The 18,698-nt window shown below is 36.1% G+C and carries 19 protein-coding genes, 3 tRNA genes and 1 riboswitch; of the genes, 3 read left to right on the top strand and 19 right to left on the bottom strand.

What is annotated here, in order from left to right; genetic code table 11:
- Positions 1 to 189 (top strand): hypothetical protein (locus PND65_RS08365; RefSeq protein ID WP_271991489.1); only part of this gene is annotated, 189 nt, incomplete at its 5' end.
- A 51-nt stretch (positions 190 to 240) separates the two neighbouring features.
- Here PND65_RS08365 and PND65_RS08370 read toward each other — a convergent pair.
- On the bottom strand, positions 241 to 756 hold the full coding sequence (locus PND65_RS08370; protein WP_271991491.1) for a DUF3783 domain-containing protein: 516 nt from the start codon (positions 754 to 756) through the stop codon (positions 241 to 243).
- 65 nt (positions 757 to 821) lie between these two features.
- Between PND65_RS08370 and PND65_RS08375 the strand changes: the two genes are divergently transcribed.
- Positions 822 to 1,523, top strand: coding sequence for a hypothetical protein (locus tag PND65_RS08375; RefSeq protein WP_271991493.1), 702 nt, complete (start codon positions 822 to 824; stop codon positions 1,521 to 1,523).
- A gap of 24 nt (positions 1,524 to 1,547) precedes the next feature.
- On the opposite strand, the gene uvrB is transcribed toward PND65_RS08375, so the two are convergent.
- The 16 genes from uvrB to PND65_RS08455 form a co-directional block, all read right to left on the bottom strand.
- Entirely contained in the window at positions 1,548 to 3,515 is a 1,968-nt protein-coding gene (gene uvrB / locus PND65_RS08380) for an excinuclease ABC subunit UvrB (RefSeq protein ID WP_271991494.1), read from the bottom strand.
- A gap of 97 nt (positions 3,516 to 3,612) precedes the next feature.
- Positions 3,613 to 4,092, bottom strand: a complete 480-nt coding sequence (locus PND65_RS08385) for an EamA family transporter (RefSeq protein WP_271991497.1) — start codon at positions 4,090 to 4,092, stop codon at positions 3,613 to 3,615.
- A 2-nt stretch (positions 4,093 to 4,094) separates the two neighbouring features.
- Positions 4,095 to 5,309 carry a cation:proton antiporter gene (locus PND65_RS08390; RefSeq protein WP_271991499.1) on the bottom strand — a complete coding sequence of 405 codons (1,215 nt, stop codon included), beginning with the start codon at positions 5,307 to 5,309 and terminating at the stop codon, positions 4,095 to 4,097.
- Positions 5,310 to 5,361: 52 nt separating this feature from the next.
- Positions 5,362 to 5,434: riboswitch (Fluoride riboswitch) on the bottom strand.
- 30 nt (positions 5,435 to 5,464) lie between these two features.
- Complete coding sequence (locus PND65_RS08395) at positions 5,465 to 6,886, bottom strand: S41 family peptidase (protein ID WP_035400513.1); 1,422 nt, start codon at positions 6,884 to 6,886, stop codon at positions 5,465 to 5,467.
- A 38-nt stretch (positions 6,887 to 6,924) separates the two neighbouring features.
- Entirely contained in the window at positions 6,925 to 7,827 is a 903-nt protein-coding gene (gene ftsX / locus PND65_RS08400) for a permease-like cell division protein FtsX (protein ID WP_271991501.1), read from the bottom strand.
- The gene (gene ftsE, locus PND65_RS08405) at positions 7,824 to 8,510 is read right to left on the bottom strand and encodes a cell division ATP-binding protein FtsE (protein WP_015536326.1); all 687 of its coding nucleotides are present in this window, start codon (positions 8,508 to 8,510) and stop codon (positions 7,824 to 7,826) included. The genes ftsX (PND65_RS08400) and ftsE overlap by 4 nt, the downstream gene beginning before the upstream one ends.
- Positions 8,511 to 8,520: 10 nt before the next feature.
- The gene (locus PND65_RS08410) at positions 8,521 to 9,885 is read right to left on the bottom strand and encodes a murein hydrolase activator EnvC family protein (RefSeq protein WP_271991504.1); all 1,365 of its coding nucleotides are present in this window, start codon (positions 9,883 to 9,885) and stop codon (positions 8,521 to 8,523) included.
- Entirely contained in the window at positions 9,882 to 10,781 is a 900-nt protein-coding gene (gene ftsX / locus PND65_RS08415; RefSeq protein WP_022355992.1) for a permease-like cell division protein FtsX, read from the bottom strand. The genes PND65_RS08410 and ftsX (PND65_RS08415) overlap by 4 nt, the downstream gene beginning before the upstream one ends.
- A 275-nt stretch (positions 10,782 to 11,056) precedes the next feature.
- Complete coding sequence (locus PND65_RS08420) at positions 11,057 to 12,250, bottom strand: M15 family metallopeptidase (protein ID WP_271991506.1); 1,194 nt, start codon at positions 12,248 to 12,250, stop codon at positions 11,057 to 11,059.
- Positions 12,237 to 13,469 (bottom strand): CapA family protein, encoded by a 1,233-nt coding sequence (locus tag PND65_RS08425; protein WP_022355994.1) that lies wholly within the window; start codon positions 13,467 to 13,469, stop codon positions 12,237 to 12,239. Before PND65_RS08425 ends, PND65_RS08420 begins: the two co-directional genes overlap by 14 nt.
- A complete protein-coding gene (locus PND65_RS08430) occupies positions 13,456 to 14,358 on the bottom strand; it encodes a M15 family metallopeptidase (RefSeq protein WP_271991508.1) in 903 nt (300 codons plus the stop codon). The genes PND65_RS08425 and PND65_RS08430 overlap by 14 nt, the downstream gene beginning before the upstream one ends.
- 155 nt (positions 14,359 to 14,513) lie before the next feature.
- Positions 14,514 to 14,589, bottom strand: a tRNA-Ala gene (locus PND65_RS08435).
- A 14-nt stretch (positions 14,590 to 14,603) separates the two neighbouring features.
- Positions 14,604 to 14,680, bottom strand: a tRNA-Ile gene (locus tag PND65_RS08440).
- A gap of 79 nt (positions 14,681 to 14,759) precedes the next feature.
- Complete coding sequence (locus PND65_RS08445) at positions 14,760 to 15,296, bottom strand: nitroreductase family protein (RefSeq protein WP_087159149.1); 537 nt, start codon at positions 15,294 to 15,296, stop codon at positions 14,760 to 14,762.
- 38 nt (positions 15,297 to 15,334) lie between these two features.
- On the bottom strand, positions 15,335 to 15,895 hold the full coding sequence (locus PND65_RS08450) for a manganese efflux pump MntP (RefSeq protein ID WP_195191182.1): 561 nt from the start codon (positions 15,893 to 15,895) through the stop codon (positions 15,335 to 15,337).
- A gap of 182 nt (positions 15,896 to 16,077) precedes the next feature.
- On the bottom strand, positions 16,078 to 16,956 hold the full coding sequence (locus PND65_RS08455; RefSeq protein WP_087159147.1) for an HAD family hydrolase: 879 nt from the start codon (positions 16,954 to 16,956) through the stop codon (positions 16,078 to 16,080).
- 105 nt (positions 16,957 to 17,061) lie between these two features.
- Between PND65_RS08455 and PND65_RS08460 the strand changes: the two genes are divergently transcribed.
- Positions 17,062 to 17,137 (top strand) — tRNA-Asn (locus PND65_RS08460).
- 43 nt (positions 17,138 to 17,180) lie between these two features.
- Here PND65_RS08460 and PND65_RS08465 read toward each other — a convergent pair.
- Positions 17,181 to 18,338 (bottom strand): site-specific integrase, encoded by a 1,158-nt coding sequence (locus tag PND65_RS08465; protein ID WP_271991511.1) that lies wholly within the window; start codon positions 18,336 to 18,338, stop codon positions 17,181 to 17,183.
- A gap of 93 nt (positions 18,339 to 18,431) precedes the next feature.
- Entirely contained in the window at positions 18,432 to 18,698 is a 267-nt protein-coding gene (locus PND65_RS08470) for a MerR family transcriptional regulator (RefSeq protein ID WP_195191427.1), read from the bottom strand.

The following is an 18,698-nucleotide window of genomic DNA, read 5'->3' on the forward strand; positions in this document are numbered from 1 at the left end:
GATTGTTTCTTCTTTCCAGAATTGACGTTTCGTTCTTGGTTTCTTCTATTCTGTTCGGTTTTCAAAGATCTCTTTTTCGCACCGTTTCGCGTGCCTGATTATATTACCACAACTTGGTGGACTTTGCAAGCTTTTTTTCAAGCTCTTTTTTTATCAGATCCGCTCTCCCTTGGCGCCCGTTTATATTAGCAAATCCTAGACACTAAATCAACCCCATTTTTTAATGTAAGCGTTTTTATTTTAATTTTTGAAATTTTCGATTGATTTTATTGCTATTTCAAGGATATCCTTGCCTACATTTTGGTCTTCCAACAAAGAAAATGCCATTGACATCAGTTTCAAATAGTCTGGATCTTTTTTTAGTTTTTCTTTATCTGGGTGCATGATCAAATTATATAAGTGATCTCGTAATTCAAAATATTCAAATTCTTCATCTACTTCATCCATCAATGCGCGCAATGTCCAACTAATATTATTTTTTGTCTTCACTGCTTTTCTTTCAATCTTCACATTATTATCTCTTAAAATGCTTTCCAAATTTTTAATTTCATCCACGTTGTCGCCATCAATAAACATAAATGGTTCTCGTTTTCCTTTTTCCCCTTCTTTTCGAGGTAATTCTAATAACTTTTCCAATGTATTTTCAAGATCATCATCATCTATATAATTAATTTCTATTCCAATTTGCTTAAATACATCTTCAATTACTTTTTCTTTTAAATTAGATGTTCCTAAATAAATCAATACTTTATTCATTTTACTCTCCTTTTTGACATCTTTATCATTCCTAATATACAATACTTTTACACAAGGAGGACCTCATGAAAAAAATATTTACATTCTTTATATCGACTTTTATGATTTTAAATCTAGCTGCATGCTCATCTAACAATGACGATTATGCACTAGAGTTTTTCTCGGCACTCGATAATACACTTGAATTGAATTCCGGCCATATTCAAGGTACTTTCACATCAAACAATGAAGACGCTTCTAAAATCAAGTTTGATTTACAATTGAATCAAAAAGACAATTTGCAACTCGCTCTAGATCTTGATCTTGAAGCTGGAGACAATGCCGAAGACAATTTTTTAAACTTCTACATCAAAGATAACAAAACATACCTTAATTCATATGGAACCACTTCCCAAAGTCTTTTAGAAAATTTAGGAATCAACGGCAGTGAAAAACTGTCTGTATACAATCCATTCTTAAATTATACAGACGATGAATTAAAAGCGCTCTTTACACGAAGCTCAAAAAATGGAAATAATTACTCATTCACGATTGATGGATCATTAATTTCTTCATACCTTGATTCTATGGGATCCGTTACCATTGAAGATGCTACACTTGATGCAACAATTGAAGATAACTATATTACCTCTTTAACCCTTGGGATATCCGGACTACAGGATGTCGAAACCCAGCAAGTTATCATCGATGTAACCATCGAATGCACGTTAGATCAAATCAATTCCCTTGATACTATAACGTATCCAGCTGATTTAGAAAATTACTAATTAAGAGAACCTTGCGGTTCTCTTTTATTCTGCTTTTAATTCTAATAATATATCGCGCAACTGAGCTGCTCTTTCAAAATCAAGCGTACGCGCAGCCTCTTTCATTTCCTGTTCGATATTCTTTAACATGACTTCTTTTTGTTTTGCGCCCACCTTCTTTTTCTTTAAGTACTTGGCAGCCATTTCTTTCGTTTCCTTTGATCGAACTACATCGTGAATTGGTTTTATGATCGTTTTTGGAACAATATTATGTTCCTTATTATATTCGATCTGTATGCTTCTTCTTCGATTTGTTTCATCAATAGCATATTGCATACTTTCGGTGATCGTATCTGCATACATAATGACTTTTCCTTCTGCATTTCTAGCGGCACGTCCAATGATCTGAATTAAAGAACGTTTACTTCTTAAAAAGCCTTCTTTGTCTGCATCTAAGATCGCAATTAAAGAAACTTCCGGTATATCCAGACCTTCTCTTAATAAGTTGATTCCTATCAATACATCATATTTTCCCTGCCTAAGATCATGAATGATCTCTGTTCTTTCAATTGTCGTTACTTCATGATGAAGCCACGCAACTTTAAGATCCATATTCTTAAGATATGATGTAAGATCTTCTGCCATACGCACAGTCAAGGTCGTGATCAATGTTCTTTGATTCTTTTTAATACGCATTTTAATTTCATCTACTAGATCATCAATCTGACCTTCGATTGGTCTTACTTCCACTTCTGGATCCAATAATCCGGTTGGACGAATGATCTGTTCAATAACATGACCATCTACTTTCTCAAGTTCATAATCACCCGGAGTTGCCGAAACAAAAATAGCCGAAGGTATGATCGATTCGAATTCTTCAAAACGCAGTGGACGATTATCTAAGGCACTTGGTAAACGAAAACCATACTCTACCAATACTTCTTTACGAGCCCTGTCTCCATTATACATGCCTCGAATCTGCGGAAGAGAAACATGACTTTCATCCACGACCAATAAAAAATCATCTGGAAAATAATCAAACAATGTGTAGGGTCTTTCCCCTGGCTTTCGTCCATCAATGTGTCGTGAATAGTTTTCAATTCCTGGACACACCCCAAATTCTTTTAAAGCTTCTATATCATAACGACATCTTTGTTCCAAACGTTCTTTTTCAAGCGGTTTTCCCATTTTGTCAAAGTAATCTAAACGATCTTCCAACTCTTCTTCAATGCTTGCAGCTGCCCTTTTAATAACATCCATGCTTGTCGCATATCCATTTGCCGGATAAATAATATATAAATGATATGCCTGATTTACATGACCTGTAACAGGATCCACTTCACAAATTCGTTCAATTTCATCATCAAACAATTCAATACGAATCAGGTAACGATCTGTATGACCAGGAGTAATTTCAATAACATCGCCTCGAACTCTAAAAGTTCCACGCAAAGGATCGGTATCATTTCTTTTATACTGTTGATGAACCAATGCCAGCATCAACTCATTTCGATCTATGGTCTGCCCTGTTCTCAAAGTAAAGATCATATGACGATATTGTTCTGGATTACTGGCACCATAAATTGAGGCAACACTGGCAACGATGATCGTATCACGTCTTTCTAACACACTGTTTACCGCGGCCATCCTCAACATATCCAGTTCTTCATTTGTCTTGGTATTTTTATCAATATATGTATCCGTCTTAGGCAAATATGCTTCAGGTTGATAATAATCAAAATAGGAGACAAAGTACTCCACTCTATTATTAGGGAAAAACTCTTTAAACTCCGAGTATAGCTGCCCAGCTAATGTCTTATTATGTGCAAACACCAATGTTGGACGATTCACCTGGGCAATGACATTTGAGACTGTAAAGGTCTTACCAGTTCCTGTTGCCCCCAACAAAACCTGATATTTTTTATGATCTTTTAATCCTTGCACCAATTCTTTGATAGCCGTAGGCTGATCGCCCATTGGTTTATAATCTGATACCAGTTCAAATTTATCCATTTTCGATTCTCTCCTTTTGGCTAGAATAACATCTAACCCTATTATACGCAATTGTTATGAACAGACAAAAAAGAATGCTCGCATAAACGAGCTAATTTCATAAAACCATCACTAATGTTCCAATTGTGATCAATACTGCCCCAATGGCTGATTTTGCTGTAAACTCTTCGTGCAAAAAGACAAAAGCCAAGAGCAAAGTTATCACAACGCTCAATTTATCTATCGGTACAACTTTAGAAGCATCTGTCAACTGCAAAGCACGATAATAACAAAGCCAGGAAGCACCCGTGGCAAGACCAGACAAGATCAAAAAGATCCAGCTTCTACTAGATGTCTCAGAAATACCAGACTGAGCTCCAACTAAAAATACCATGCCCCAAGCCATAATTAAGACCACGATCGTACGAATGGCTGTGGCAAGATTGGAGTTCATTCCATCAATTCCTATTTTAGCCAATATAATGTCAATGCGGCAAATACAGCCGAACCAAGTGCAAATAAAGCCCACATGGCATTCACCTTCTTCATGAGATAGACCTCCAACACCTATTATAGTCTTCCATAGATCAATTTTCACTATTATTCCAAAGAGGAAACATCTTCTTTTTCTAAAAGTGTTTGATAAGTTAGATCCATCCCAATAGCGCCTAATGGGGCAGTAATCAAGATTGCCAAAACAGCGACAGATAAAACGATCTGACCACATGAAAGTCCCATTGCCAAAGGAACAGAACCAATAGCTGCCTGCACCGTTGCCTTAGGAAGATACGCAATCACACAGAATAAACGTTCTTTTCGTCTCAAAGGTGTTTTCAACATGCAGATCAATACACCGATAGAGCGAAAAAACAAGGCAATAAAAATCATCAAAACAGCGGCTAAGCCCGCATCCATCGTATATCGAATATCAACAGCGGCTCCTACAAGCACAAATAACAACACTTCTGCTGCCAGCCATAACTTACCAAATTTTTCAGACAAACGTTTTGATACAAACTCTGTGCTTTTTAATTTGATCACACATGCCATGCTCACAACTGCCAACAAACCAGAAACAGAAACAATTCCTTTTAACCAGGTTTCAATTGCCATCAACAAAAATGAAACACCTAGTACAATAATAACTTTCATACTGTTTCGAACATAGTTTTTTAAAGCATACGTAGTTTCAAAAAACCAGCTTAAAAAATATCCTGTTACAGCACCTAAAATAATACCTAATACGATTGAAACAGGAATATTCAAAAAATCTATAAAATTTGCACTTCCACCCTGTGCCATCCCAGTAAACGTCGTAAACAATACGATCACAAAAATATCATCACAGCTGGCTCCTGCCATGATCATCTGTGGAATGCTCTTTTTAGTTCCATATTTTTCTTCCATCAACGAAACCATTCTAGGTACAACCACAGCCGGTGATACAGCCGCCAACACCGATCCCATTACTGCTGCTGAAATGCGATCAATACCTAAAATATATGGAGCAAACAAAAAGAAAGCTAAGATTTCAAAGCTGGCAGGCACAAAAGACATCATGATAGCTGGGCGTCCAACTTTTTTTAGATCTTCCAGATTTAAAGATAGTCCTGCCTTCAACAATATAATGATCAATGCCATCTGCCTTAGATCTGCCGATATAGACAAGATCGATGGATCCAACAAATCCAACACATATGGGCCAAGTACAATTCCCGTTATCAACATACCGATAATGCGAGGCATTTTAATTCTTTGGCAGATAGCTGCCATAGATAATCCGACTAAAAAGATAAAAGCCAATGATGTCAACATAAACAAATCCTCCTTCAATAACGCAGAAAAGCTGATGCCTTTCCACGATAAAAAACTCGTAGAAGTCATCAGCTTAATAAGCGGTTTAGGTTTTCCCATGGAAGAACTTCATTTCCACAAAGAAGTATACCTTTTCTTTTATTTTTTGTAAATATTTATCCCAATAATTCGATTCCATGGTTACGGATTGGATCGTCATTGACCGAATTCTCATTGTATTTTTGCGTGATCATATCCAAAATCTTTTCCCAGGTCGTATAATCACAATTTCCAGTTGGAGCAATTCCCTGATCTTTTTGAAACTGTTTCAAAGAATCAGAACTCGTTTTAGAAAAGTATTCATCCGTTCTATCGACAGTATATCCCAGATATTCTAAGAATCTTTGCAGAGCTGAGGCATTGACATGAACCTTGTCCGCAATGATCACATCATCTTCTTTCATTTCTGTATAACTAACAGAACCAATCGAAGTATCCTCAACAGCCACATCCGGTTCAAAGCCTTTTTCATGAATGCTTTCCTTATCCGGTGTCAACCATCGTGCTATTGTATATTTAATGCTCGTACCATCTTCAAAAGGAACGGTTGTCTGTTCTGTTCCTTTTCCGTAAGTCGTCTGTCCCACTAATGTAACTTTATCTTTCAAGTGTGATTTTAAAGCTCCTATCAGCGCTTCAGAAGCACTGGCTGTTTGATCATTTTGTAAAATAACGATTTGGTCCATTTCAATCTGCCCATAACTGTCATCCGTTTTTACTTCTGTTATATTCTTATCTTTATCTTCTTCATAAAAAACAACAGAATCCGAAGGCAAGAAAGTGGATGCGATTTCTACAGCCGCACTTAAATATCCGCCTGTATTGTTTCTTAAATCCAGGATCATCTTAGTAATTCCAGCCTCTTTTAAACGTGCCATCGCATCGGCCACATCATCTCCACTATGAGAAGAAAAGCTGCTTAGAATGATTTCTCCATATCCATCATAGATATTACAGATAACCGTGGAGTCATATTCACTTGGAGTTAGTTTAACTGAAGCAGTCTGTCCATCACGTACATAGTCCACCGCAATTTCTTTCCCATCACGATCTTGAATATAGGTAACGATATCATCTGTTGTTGAACTTGCAAGATCTAGATTACCGATTTTTGTGATAATGTCACCGCTTTTTAATCCTGCATCATCCGCTGTTGAATTGATGAACACGTATTTTACATAAATATTTCCATTATCTTGCTGATAAAACTGAATACCTATTCCTGTATTAGTTCCCTGAAGACTGGAAGAAAACTGTTTTGCCTGATCCAGGCTGAAATAATTTGTATGTGGGTCGATATCTAATGTTGTCATACCTGTCAAAGCTTGTTCAGTCAGCAAACTATCCAGATCTTCTACCTGATCTGCATAATACCAGTCATTCTCCAAGACATTCTTAACATATTCGAGCTTTGAATCACTGGATGAACTCGAAGCTCTTTGATAGATAACCGGAACCAAGACACCTACACCAAAACATACTAAGCATAATACCGTAACGATGATGGTTTGTTTCTTATTGTTCTTTATTCGAGCCATTTTCATAACCTCCATATCAACAAAACGATAGGACGTTCCTATCGTTTTACTTTTAAATACTTTGTAACAGCCCAGAAGCTGGCAAATCCTCCAATCAACAACCCAATCAAGGTTATGATCAAACCAACCTGCCATACAATTTGATTTGGCTTTATCAAAGAAAACAAATTAGAAAACAATTGACCTTCTAATACCTCATACAGCTTCGCATATCCAAAATACAAAGCTGCTACCGGTAACAACGAGCCAAACAATCCAATCAAAACACCCTGCACTTCAAAAGGACGCTTGATAAAAGCGTTTGTTCCTCCAACCTGGCGCATGATAATAATTTCTTCATGACGTGAGAATATCGTTGTACGAATCGTATTAAAAATAAGATAAATCGACAAAATAAGAAGCAACAGTATAACGCCATAGCCAACTTTACGAACCATATCCAATAAATTGATCAGCTGCGTAACACTGCTTCCTCCATATGCACTGCTTGAAACGCCTTCAATTTGCTCAATTTGTTCAGATGTATCTTGAATTTGTTTTTCATCCTGTACATAGACAAAAAACGCATTGGATAAAGGATTTTCTTCTCCCTTATAAATGGAGAAAGCGTCTCCTTTTTCATCGATCATCAACTCTAATTCATTTTCTTTATCTGAAAATTCAACTGAATCTACATTCGATAATTCTAGTATTTGATCTTCAATTGCATTAATCTGATCATCTTCCACAATATCTTGGTCTAAAATAACATGGATACTTAAATCACTTTGTACATTCGTTGCAAAATGATCGACATGGATTCCCACCACAAGAAAAGCAGCCATCAAGAATAGTGATATCGTAATGGCACTAATAGCTGATAAACATAACAATAAATGCCTTTTGATCCCAATAAACGCGTACTTCAATTCATACAGAGCTAGATTCAATTTCTCTTTCATACGCTCTTATATCCACCTTTGAAAGAATCATGAACAACATAACCATGGTCTAAAGTGATTGTTCGTTTCTTAAATTTTTCAACCAATACAATATCGTGCGTAACCATCAAAATAGTTGTATTAAATGTTTCATTAATCTTTTCTAGAAGTTTGATGATCTCCAAGCTCTTTTCTGGATCCAGGTTTCCTGTTGGTTCATCGGCAATCAATACCTGAGGACGATTGGCAATCGCTCTACCTATTGTCACACGCTGTTGTTGACCTCCTGAAAGTTCATTTGGATAACAACGTTCCTTATCTTTTAGATCGACCAACTCCAATACATCACGCACACGTTTTCGAATCTCTTTTTTTGACATACCTAAAACTTCCAAGGCAAAGGCAATATTTTCAAATACCGTCAAAGTTGGAAGCAGACGATAATCCTGGAAGACACAACCAATGTTTCTACGATAATAAGGCACTTTTCTATGCTTTAAAGCTCCTACATCGGTACCATTAACAATAACCAACCCTTCATCAGGAACGATTTCTCCGTTTAAGATCTTTATCAACGTACTCTTTCCTGATCCTGTTGCTCCAATTACATAAACAAATTCACCATCATCGATCTTAAGCTTTACATGATTCAAAGCATGGACTCCATTTGGATAAGCTTTCGATACATCTAAGATTTCAATCATTTCAAGCCTCCTATCCGAAGAATTTTTCAGGTCTTTCACGACATGGAGTATTTCCCGAACCACAAGCCGTTGCAGTACTGTTCCATCCTGTTCCCCATGCAAAATCCGCTGTTGAGGCAAAGCGATTCACTGCCTCTTCAACACTCATAGAACCCAAATTATAAACTTCAATATGACAATGAGGACCACTTGAGTTTCCTGAGTTACCAGTCAAGGCAAGCAACTGTCCTTGTGAAACACTCTGACCGGCACTTACCGCAAAACCATTTTGTGATAAATGGGCAAAACTTACCGCATACAATGTTCCACCTACATTACATAACATTTCAATTGTATTTCCACCACCAGCAGGATATCCTGTCCAGTTACCTAAATATCCACCATTTGTCGGTGCTGGATTATTCGCATATAAAACAACACCGCTAGCAGGAGCAACAACGGCTGTACCAATTGAAGCTGCCCAGTCTAAACCTAAATGCAAACCACCACGAGGATAAGCCCATGTTCCTGCAGAAATTCTTCCTCCGCTGATTGGATTGATGAATCCATCTACCTGTTCAATGCTTCCAGTGTACCCAGAAGAAATCGTAAATGATCGTATAGAAGCGATATCTGCCTGTGCTGAACGCATCTGTGCCTGCAGATCCGCTATTTGTTTTTGATACTCTTCAACAAGCTTGTTATAAGACTCTTCAAGCTGTTTTACTTGTTCACGTTCTTCTTCAAGCTGAGCCTTTTGCTCCTTCGTTTCGTTTTCTAAACGCTCCTGTTCTGATTTTTGTAATTCCAGCTCCGCTTTTAATTCATTTAATTTTTCGATTTGGTCCTGGTCATCTTCGGTGATTCTTTCAACACCAGAAATACGGCGTAACATATCATTTAAATTGTCACTACCCATGATCAAATCAATAACGATATTTGTTCCTATCGTTGTTTGTTCGCTTTGCATACGAGATTTGATCTGTGCATCCCATTCATCAATTTCTGCCTGTTTTGCCTCGATTTGCGCAACCAAATCTTGAATTGACTCTTCAATAGTTTGAATTGATTCTTCCTTTGCCTGAATTTGACTTGTTAAAGAATCTGCCAGTTCTTTTTGTTGTTTTGCCAAAGCTTCTATTTCAGCGCTATCTGATTTTAATGAGGCAATATCATTATTAAATGAATTAATATTTTCTTGTAATTGCTGCCTTTTTTGTTCCTGATAATCCTGGAATCCCTGACATGCGCTTACTCCAGCTTGATCTGTCTGTGGTTGCGAACAACGTGCATACCACGCATCTTCATCGGAATAATCTTCCGCATAAACAGGGATCATTGTGCCTAATGATAAGGCAACTGTACTGATTACAGATAGTATTTTTGTCTTTTTCATCGTGCCCACCTCAAATATTTCCTAGTAGCCAGCAAGCTTCCAATCATTCCTACAAAGCCGCCAACGATCAATAATCCTAAACAAACCCAAATCACAAAAGGAAAAGGTTCGATCAACCGGAACATATCTGACATCAAGGAACCATTCAGCGCCTGATACAAATATGTATATCCAAATCCACAAATCAACATTGGTCCTAAAGCCCCAATAAATCCTGTGACCATTCCTTCTAACATAAATGGTACAGAAATATACCAGCTATATGCCCCAACTTGACGCATGATCGCAATCTCATCTTTTCTGATTCGAATCGTCATCTTGATCGTATTACGAATCAAAAAGATTGCCAGTACAACCATAACTACCACAAAGATCGAGCCTCCATATCGAATTGCTTCAAACAAGTTGATTAATGTCACAATAGCACTACCTCCATAAGTAGCCTTCATAACACCATCCATCTTGCTGACTTTATTGGTAAATGATTCCATGGCCGTATTATCATCCAGCTCAGCTATCAAAACATCATACAAAGGATTATTATCTCCTTCGTATTGAGAAAACATATTCCCATTTTCTTCAATTAGCTTATCCAATTCTTCTTCTTTAGAAGAAAAAGTCACACTGGCAACATGTTTCATCGATGAAACTTCATTCTCAAGCTCATTGATTTGTTCATCGTTCAATGTTGGATCCAGGGATATCTGGACAATAAATTCTTCTTCAATATTTTGCGTAAACTGATTGACATTCACCGCACTAACGACCATTAACATAGCAATCAATAATGCTACACCAATTGATAAAGCACTCGAAAACGTCATAGTGAAATGTCTTCGAATATCTGCATTAGCTCGATGTATCAATCTTGGTAAACATTTAAAAAATAATATCATTTCACATCCCCTAATCTCAGTCATTATAACACATATCTTAAAAAATCCAAAAATTCGACAATTTAACACATTTCAAATAAATCTCACATTTTTTCACACGATAAAGTGATACTTAAAACATAACTTTTAAGTATTTTATAGATGAGCTTAAGGAAAGCTCAATTAAAAAAATCCCTTCATATATCTCTCTCCTAAAAAAACTAATTAATCATTAAGAAGATAGCACCAAAATGGTGCTATTTTTCTTTCAAGATCAAAAAAAATCACCAGATATATTATTCTGGTGATAAATCATATGTAAAGCCATGATGTTGGATATATTCTTCTAAAGTCCATCCATTTTCATAAATTTCCGTAGCCGCTTCAACTCCAACATAACGATAATGCCAAGGCTCATTAGCCGTCCCAGTAATAGCAGTTTTATCTTCTGGATAGCGTAAAATAAAACCATATTCATGAGCATGAGCAATGGTCCAATCATAGTCCGGACTGTCACCAAACACTCCATATACTCCATCAATCACATCTTTACAAGTTAAATCAACACTTAGACCAAGCTGATGTTCGCTATAGCCAGGAACTGCTACAAGACTTGCTGCAGTCACAGGATCATACATCGCAAAATACTCATCATAAACAGCCTGCTGGTCTTCATACGATCTGTAAGCGCTGTTAATCGCTAAAGTATATCCTTCTTTGGAAGCATCTTCAGCCATCTTTTCTAAAGCTTCAGCAGCCTCTTTTCTAAGTCTAGGATCTGGACTGGAATCAGAAACCATGATGTTTGTCGATACAAGATCATCTGGAACATAATCAGAAGAAACTCCAAAACCATGTTTTACCAATACCAAAAGATCATCCGGTTCCATGATCTGATAGTTTGTCGTGATCGTATTTTGTGAATCAATAAACGGATACGAAACATTCATTACGGCATCAAGCGGATCTAAACCCGAATCAATATAAGCCGCAATATCCGATACAATTACACCATTTATATCCAAATACCCTTGGATATCTTCATACTTATATCCGGCATCCACAATCGCCTGAAAATCATCAATTGTTAAAGAATCCATTAATTCTCTACACGTTTCTATTGAAAAACCAGCTTGTTCAAGTTGACCATAAAGTTCATAGAAAGAGTCTACATACTGAACAACCTGTTCATTTGAAACATCATGATTACTCGAATAGTTAACATAATCGATATAATGATGATCATTTTCAACAGTATCCCAAGTTTCAAGATCTAAAGCTGAATCCAATTCTAAATATTCATTTAACCATGATTTATCCAGTCGTAAAAGAATATTCTGTTCAGAAAAACCATAACCTTTTATCCACAATCGCATACGATTGAAGTTAGATACAAAAAGGAAAATGATCAATAAGATAATGAGCGCTAATAAACTCAAGCGTTTGATTTGTTTTTTACGGTTAATTCTTCTTTTTTTAGTTTGTGCCATCATATTCTCCTAAAAATTCCGCAGATATGACTTCTCTTGTTTTAGAGTCAATATACTCTAAGCTTACCACATTTCCTTCATAATTGTTTAAAACATGTTTCTTTGCCAACTTATCTGTATATTGACTTACTTTATATGCTTGATAGTTTGAACGCTCTTCCATGATATTGGCTTGATTGCCTTCAAAATGAATGATCGTTGGGATCCATTCAACATTTTCAATAGATATCTTTTCCCCTTCTTTGACAAAATCAAATTTTATTTCGCCACCTATCGCATTATCGGTTGTCAGCATACCTCCAATGAAATTTCCTAAAGAATAAACACAAAGCATCTTATTACCCTTTGAACCTTCAATCCATTCAACCGGCTGAATCGTATGAGGATGTGTCCCTATCACAACATCCACACCACAATCTGCAAACAATTGCGCATAGTGTTTCTGAAAATCATTCGGTTCAAATGTGTTTTCATCACCCCAGTGTGCTGATACGATTACAACATCGCTGATTTCTTTTGCTCTTTGAACATCACTTTGAATTTGCGCATCATCAAAATAAGACACATTATATGTATATGTAGGTTGAATTCCGTTTGTGCCATATGTATAAGCTAAAAAACTAAATGTGATTCCATTCTTTGTAAAAGTTGGAATGGTATCAAATTCCTCCTGTGTATTATAAACACCATCATGAACGATATTTGTTTCATCAAAAGCAGCCAGTTCATTGGCAATTCCTTGTTCCATACGATCCAAACAATGATTACTGGCCAGATTCACAAGATTAAAACCGACTGATTCAAGATTTTTCGCAATTTCTGTTGGAGAATTAAATGTAGGATATCCTGATAAACCAAGATCTACACCGCCAAGTACCGTTTCCTGATTGATAAATTTGATATCTGTATTTTTAAGATCTTCGCTGAAGTTGGCATACATATCTGTAAAATCGTATGTTCCATCTTCCTGCAGAGCATCTTTATACACAGTATCATGAATCAAATTATCTCCAACCCCCATAAACGAAACCACTGTCTGCTCATTGGCTGTTGTTGTCTTATTATCCACATTTTCATCTGAAGAGAAGAAAACTGAAGCAATCAAACTGATCAAACCATAGATCAATAAAACAAATACGATTAATCCACCGGCAAGAATCAAACGATTTCTTGTTCTTTTCTTCATCCACCGCTTTTTTCTTTTTCTATTTTGAGCCATGATATTCCTCCAATGTCCAATCATTATCATAGATTACTTTGGCAGCTTCTTTGCCTACATAACGAAAATGCCAGGATTCATACCCATATCGTGTCACATCAACCTTATCTTTTGGATAACGAAGGATAAATCCGTATTTATGAGCATTATTTAAAATCCATTCATATCCATCATAATTTTCAATTTCATTATAATTATACCCATTAAATGTAATATCTATACATAAACCAGAGTTATGTTCACTCTGCCCTGGACGTGCATAATATTCATCCGCATATGCTTCACCATACACTGAAGCATTATAATTCCATAAACCGGCTTGGTAATCATAACTGCGGTAACCAGCTATTGCTCGAATATTTATATTCTCTTTACTAGCAGCATCACAAAACTCGATATAAGCATCATATACTTCTTTTCGTAATTCAATTTGTTCTACATCCTGACACGAAAAATCCTCTCCCTGTACACAAGCATACTTATCTAAAGGCACTAAATCGGCAGGTACATAGCCTTCAGGCAAAGCATAGAACTTATTAATCAACATTGTGACATCGGTATCATCTTCCTGAATTATAGTATTCGAATATGGTTCAAGATCCATATCACAGTTTACTTGCATAACACGTTCTTTAGCATCTTTAACATCCCAAGCAGCATATCTTGCAGCCCGCTCTGAATGGTAATTTGGCAAAGAAACAATCTCAGAAATTTCCTCATCCGTTAAACCACCACTCTGAAGTTCTTCATACCCTTCAACGCTTTGAATATCCGATGTGAACAAAGACGAAATTCCTGTCACAATTCCTCGAATCATAAAAAAAGCCAATAATAAAACAAGGATTACACCAATCAAAAGAATCAGCCGGTTCCTTGTTCTTTTTTTCATTATTTTTTTCCTTTTTCTCTTCATAACGACCTCTTCTTTTTCACTAGTAATAGAATATCACTTCAAACATTTAAAAAAAAGGGACGATAAAAAAATAATGTGTAAATATGCACACTAAATAAAAAAAAGCCTTTTTCAAGGCTTCATTTACTAAATGGTGGAGCGTAGGAGGATCGAACTCCTGACCCCCTGCGTGCAAGGCAGGTGCTCTCCCAGCTGAGCTAACACCCCATTTATTCAGCAACTGGTGGGCCTGAATGGACTTGAACCAACGACCTCACCCTTATCAGGGGTGCGCTCTAACCACCTGAGCTACAGGCCCAATTGCTGAATGCCTAGTAATAATATCATGCAGATTATTAGTTGTCAAACTATTTTTTAAATTTTTTTTAATTTTTTTTCTAGTGCCATTTCAACACATCTAAAAGCGGCTTTCTTTCAGGTTTTGATGGAGCTATATCTTGAATTCCTAACCCAATCACAGCGACAATAATTTCATCTTGAGGAATATTTAATAGTTCACGAAGTTTTACCTCATCTCGAATCCCCATTACAAGTGTCCCATACCCAAGTTCCGTTGCTTTCAATAATAAATTCTCAGTAGCAAGACCACAATCATAAAATCCCCAGCCTTCGCCAACTTCATTGACGGGATTTTTATCTTTATCAAACCCACTTCTTGATCCAACGAAACTCATCACTATCAAAACAGGAGCATCCGCAACATTTTTCGCATTAAACTCAGGCAAAGCTTCTTTTTTAATCTTTTTTACCATCTTTTCTGTCTGCACGACATGATAACGAGCCGTCTGCGAATTCTTCCAACTAGGTGCTTCCTGTGCCGCCTGAATGATCGTTTCAATATCATTTTGAGGAATAGATGAATTCTTATATCTCCGAATACTACGACGCTCACTCAATACTTTTTGTAATTCCATTTGATGCACCTCCTTGATACATAAATTATATCAGAAAACTACAAGAATAAATGTTCAATCAAGATCTTTGCCCCAATCATCATTAAAATAATACCACCAAAAATTTCTGCATATTTTTGAAAAAGAGATCCCAGCCTTTTTCCAACCATGACACAAATAAAAGATAATATAAATGTAACAATAGCGATGATCGAACAAGCCAACACAATATTAACTTTTAAGAAAGCAAAACTCACACCAACAGCTAAAGCATCAATACTGGTGGCGATTGCCAACAACAAGATTACCTTTAACGGCAAATCCGAAACTTCTTCATTTTCTTTTTCTTCTCGACTTTCCTTGATCATATTTAATCCAATCAAAGCAAGCAATATAAAAGCAACCCAATGGTCAACACTTTGAATATAACCAGAAAATGTACTACCCGCCAAATAACCAATTAGAGGCATCAATCCCTGAAAGATACCAAAAGCCAAACCTAGTTTTAAAGCGTAATTTTTAATTTTTTCATTTGGTAAAGACATACCCTTCGCAATTGAAACAGCACTGGCATCCATAGCCAATCCGATACCTGTAAAAATTAGTGATAGTAGATCCATAAAACTTCAACCTTTCTAAAAAAATAGAGACTCATGCGAAAAAAATCGCATAAGTCTCGTCTTTTACATTAAACCAGGTCCTATCTGACCAGTATGTTGGTTTAAACACTTGCAAAACAAGATAACTACTCCCTTATTGCAGAGACATCTTATCATAGATATTTTAAAGCTTTCAATTCATTTTAATTAGCTAATCCTAACTGCTTTAAAGCCTCTAAAATCCCCTGTTCGTTATTTGATTTTGTGACAAAAGCTGCCTTTTCTTTCACATAATCTTTTGCTTGTCCCATTGCATAACTGTTATCGACAACTTCAAATAAACTCACATCATTTTCCCCGTCTCCAAACGCTAAGACTTCATCTTTTTGCCAGCCATTCTGTTTCATGATCCTTTCAAGCGTTTTCCCTTTTGAAAAACCTTTCGGTAAAATTTCCAACTGTCTAGGACACGTCCTAAAGATTTCAAACTGATTTGAAAATTTATCTAAAAGATCAGCATAAATTATTGCAAGTTTATCTTCATCCTGCATTAATTGAATCTTATTAACAAGTCTGTTGATTTCGTCAAATGTTTTAATATATGAGATTTTAGGATAGCCATCACGCATGTCCGCAAGCCAAGCCCAAGGCCCTGCAGTCCAAGGATAATCATCAGGTAGATTCATTTCTTTGCGTAACTGAACCTTCAATTGATATATATCCTCATTAAAATAATCAAACAAGCCATCATCAAAACAAGCCATGCTTTCGCAATCAAGACCCATTAAATACGTAAAGACTTCTTCAATTTCCTGAGGTTCCATTCGTTTTAATACCGAACGTTTATCTTCATGCACATCATATATCGCAATACCATCAACTTCTAATAAATATCCATGATATTTATCCATTTCCAACTCTTTGGCATATGGCAGCAATCTAGTATAACTTCTTCCACTTGCTAAAATAAGTGATACACCTTTCTTTTCTAAATCAATTAACGCTTTCTTTGTTTCCGGCAAAATCTTATTATTGGAATCCAATAAAGTGCCATCCATATCCATTACAATTGCCTTGATCATAGTCTCACCTTTTCCTTTTTCAAAACTATCATACTTGAAGCCAAAGAAAAAATCAAAAAAGGTGTTGACATAAAAACCTCCTTAGGATATTATAATTAAGCAATTGCCTGAATAGCTCAGTCGGTAGAGCATCCGGCTGTTAACCGGCAGGTCACAGGTTCGAGTCCTGTTTCAGGCGCCATTGCATATAACACTTTGTCGAAAAAGCCTTTAGGTATCGGTGATTACGACGAAGTGTTTTTATTTTTATGCGTTTTTGCCACATTTTCGCCACAGAACACTTCATTCACTATGTTTTGTTTCTTCTTATCATCCACATGAGCATAAACAGACATCGTCGTATTGAAGTTAGCGTGTCTCAATAATTCTTGTGCCACTTTCACATCAACATGAGCATTCACCAAATAAGTGGTATATGTGTGTCTCAATAAATGAAAGTGAAATGGTATCCCTAACTTATTTGAAATACTGCGGATACGATTTCCTGTACAATCTGGATCAAGGAAATCACCTCCCTCATCACAGATGACATTTTGATATGGATTCATTTCAAACCATAACTCTAATTCTTGTTTAAGACTATCCGGTAAAGGTATCATCGCTTTTGAGCTTTTAGACTTCATTTGCTCAACTGCTTCGATATCTTTTTTCTTTTTACCCTTATAATTCAATTTTCTATGAACAAAAATCGTATTCTCTTCAAAATCAAAATCATCTTTTTGAAGAGCCATAACTTCACTGATTCTAAGTCCAGTATAGAATCCAATCACAACTGCCATCGAAATAGCATCATATTCAACCGTATTTTTATTCTTTAGTTCTCTTAGAATCAATTGAAACTCATCATACGTTAGAACATGCTTTTCTTTTTTGTTCTCAACTCCAGTAACCTTTACATACTCAATAGGATTAGATGAAATATATTCACTTCGAATCGCATAAACAAATATCCTTCTAAGGGCTGTTTTGATATCTTCATTACAAGCTTTACCGCAATCACTTCTTTTATTGAAAAACTGCTGCAAAGTCCTGTATCCAATATCTCGAATAGGGATATTCCCTAGATCCATCGTTGCATCTTTTCCATACCAATAATGTAGAGTCTTTTTCGTATTATAAATCGTGTTGTATTGAAATTCAGTACTACCAATTTCCATAAACTCATCATAAACTTCTTTTAAAGTTTTATTACAATCTTGAACACGATTCACACTATTCGCAAATTCCATGCGTTTCAAATTCTCATGCTCTTGTGCTTCTTTTTTGGTTTTAAAACCGCCTTTCCAATATCGATATGAAATTCCATTAATTTTATAAGTAAAATTAACTTCGTAAACATATCCGTTTTTCACTTTTTTGCTTACTCTTTTTCTAATAGCCATTTGTTCTCCTTCTAATCGCCTAAGCTATTTAAAAGGACGATATCATTATAACTTATGAGGTGCCTCATCTAAAGATTCAGCACCTCAAACAAGCTATTTTCTGCTTTCAACGATACGATAAGCTTCTAAAGCTTTTACTCGATTCGACAAATTGAATCCTTCATAATCGTGCTGAAATTTTTTTATTGCCTCGTATGAATACATATAACGCTTACCGATACGTATACAAGATAAACATCCTACTTCACTTAGCATTACAACATGATCTTTATGACATCCAATTATTTCCGCAACCTCTTCACGGGTGTACATTCTAACATCGGATGGAATTGGATATTTCTTCTCCATATCACCTGTCAT

Origin of the sequence: Faecalitalea cylindroides (assembly GCF_028321995.1) — a bacterium.
Taxonomy (GTDB): domain Bacteria; phylum Bacillota_I; class Bacilli_A; order Erysipelotrichales; family Erysipelotrichaceae; genus Faecalitalea; species Faecalitalea cylindroides.